The organism is Corallococcus praedator (assembly GCF_003612125.1).
In the GTDB taxonomy this organism is placed as follows: domain Bacteria; phylum Myxococcota; class Myxococcia; order Myxococcales; family Myxococcaceae; genus Corallococcus; species Corallococcus praedator.
Genome location: NZ_RAWI01000723.1, coordinates 1 through 1,859, shown reverse-complemented (window position 1 = coordinate 1,859; position 1,859 = coordinate 1). Strand labels below are relative to the sequence as shown.

The 1,859-nt window shown below is 74.1% G+C and carries 3 protein-coding genes and 1 pseudogene; 1 reads left to right on the top strand and 3 read right to left on the bottom strand.

The genetic code is table 11. From position 1 onward, the window contains the following. Positions 1-142, top strand: a 142-nt coding sequence (locus tag D7Y13_RS41260; protein ID WP_279637185.1) for a DnaB-like helicase C-terminal domain-containing protein, incomplete at its 5' end; no start/stop codon positions are given. A 39-nt stretch (positions 143-181) separates the two neighbouring features. Here the strand turns inward: D7Y13_RS41260 and thiD are convergent. From thiD to D7Y13_RS41245, 3 genes and pseudogenes are all read right to left on the bottom strand, one after another. After that, positions 182-922, bottom strand: coding sequence for a bifunctional hydroxymethylpyrimidine kinase/phosphomethylpyrimidine kinase (gene thiD, locus D7Y13_RS41255; protein WP_120584125.1), 741 nt, complete (start codon positions 920-922; stop codon positions 182-184). Next, on the bottom strand, positions 919-1,686 hold the full coding sequence (locus D7Y13_RS41250) for a gamma-glutamyl-gamma-aminobutyrate hydrolase family protein (RefSeq protein ID WP_120538437.1): 768 nt from the start codon (positions 1,684-1,686) through the stop codon (positions 919-921). Before D7Y13_RS41250 ends, thiD begins: the two co-directional genes overlap by 4 nt. Before the next feature lie 11 nt (positions 1,687-1,697). Next, positions 1,698-1,859: pseudogene (locus D7Y13_RS41245) on the bottom strand (thiamine phosphate synthase); the annotation flags it as partial.

Genomic DNA, 1,859 nt, shown 5'->3' with positions numbered 1-1,859 from the left:
CGGCGGGGGTGGTGGCGGAGGCGGCGCGGTCATCCCCGTGGAGCTCATCGTCGCCAAGCAGCGAAACGGCCCCATCGGCTCCGTGGACATGGTGTTCCTGTCGGAGTTCACCCGCTTCGAAAGCCGCGCCCGGGGTGACTGACGACGCCCTGACCGTGTCGGGGCCCTGCCCTCCCCCGCTTCAGTCGCGGCCGGTGCGCAGGTAGCGCGTGACGTGCTCGCGCGCGGCCCGGACCGCGGCCTCCGGGCCCGTGCCCCGGCCCAGCTCCGCCGCCAACGCGGAGGCCAGCCTGCACCCTGTGCCCCGGCGCTCCGGGGGCCGCTTGAGCCGGCGTCCCCGCATCACCAGCATGCGGCCGGAGAAGGCCAGCACGTCCGCCAGCCCCTGTCCCTCGGGCAGGTGCCCGCCCTTCACCAGCACCACGCCGAAGCCCAGGCGGCAGAGGTCCTCCGCGGCCTCCTGCGCTTCTTCCACCGTGCCGGGCGCGGGCCGGCCCAGGAGCCACCCCGCCTCGTCCAGGTTGGGCGTCACCACCACGCGCGGGCCCGCCAGCGCCAGGTAGTGCCGGGGCGACAGGCGCGACAGCACCTGCCCTCGCGACGAGCGCACCACCGGATCCACCACCCACCACGCGTCGGTGCCCTTGAGCGCGGCCCTCGCCGTGGCCAGCTGCGAGGGCCCGGGCACCACGCCCCACTTCACCGCGTGCAGCACGCCCCACTCGCGCGCCGCGGTCACCTGCGCCGTCAGCATGCGGGGCGCCGCCGGCACCACGGCGAAGGTGTGCGTCCCCTGCGCCGTCTGGGCCGTGGGCACCGCCACCGCGTCACCACCGCGCGCCCGCACCGCGGCCACGTCCGCCAGCAGGCCCGCCCTGCCCGTGGGCTCCAGGCCCGCCAGCAGCAGGACGCGCGGCCTCACCGGCGGTGCTCGCGCGCCTTCTGCACCAGCGACTTGTAGACGCCCAGGTGCACGGGGATGGTGCTCAACATCAGCTCCGGGTGCCACTGCACACCCAGCGCGAAGGAATGCGCGGTGGACTCGATGGCCTCCACCACGCCGTCCGGCGACAGCGCGCTCACCACCACGTCCGTGCCCGGCTTGTTCACCGCCTGGTGGTGCGTGGAGTTCACCATCAGCTGCCCGTGGCCCACGGCTTCCGCCAGCAGCGTGCCGTTCTTCACCTCCACCGGGTGCTGCGGCTGGGTCCGGTCATGCTTCTGCTCGTGGTCGCGCGCGCCGGGCACCTCCCGCAGGATGTCCTGGAACAGCGTGCCGCCCAGCACCACGCACAACAGCTGCATGCCGCCGCACACGCCCAGCACCGGCAGGTTGCGCTTGAGCGCGCCCCGGATGAGCTGCGCCTCGAAGGCCGTGCGGCCCTCCTTCAGCGGCCCCATGCCCTCGCGCACCTCCTCGCCGTACGCGGACGGAGGGATGTCGAACGCGCCCCCCGTCACCACGATACCCGACACGCGCTCCAGGTACGCGTCCACGCAGGAGGCGTCGTCCGTGTACGGCAGCACGAAGGGCAGGCCTCCCGCGCGCAGCACCGCCTCCGCGTAGGGCACCTTCAGCTCGTAGCGGGGAAAGGCGGAGTCGGCCGGCTGCGCCCAGTCCGGGCTGAGGCCGATGTTGGGACGACGCGGGGTCGTCCCGTGGTGACGCGGAGGCGGATGGTTCATGGTGGGAGGTACTACCCTGTTTCGAGGCTAGTCCCCCGGGCGCCCCTGTCAAACGCGGCCGCCAGCTGCCTCACCCGCTCGGCGATGTCCTGGGCAAGCAGGGCATCCGACACCACCGCCGCGCCGTGCGCCCCCGTCGCCGCCACCCGGGCGATGTTGGAGAGGCCCACCCC

What these genes read in the sequence shown, in the direction of transcription:
- D7Y13_RS41250 (WP_120538437.1), bottom strand. Translation starts at nt 1,686, where the DNA reads ATGAACCATCCGCCTCCGCGTCACCACGGGACGACCCCGCGTCGTCCC.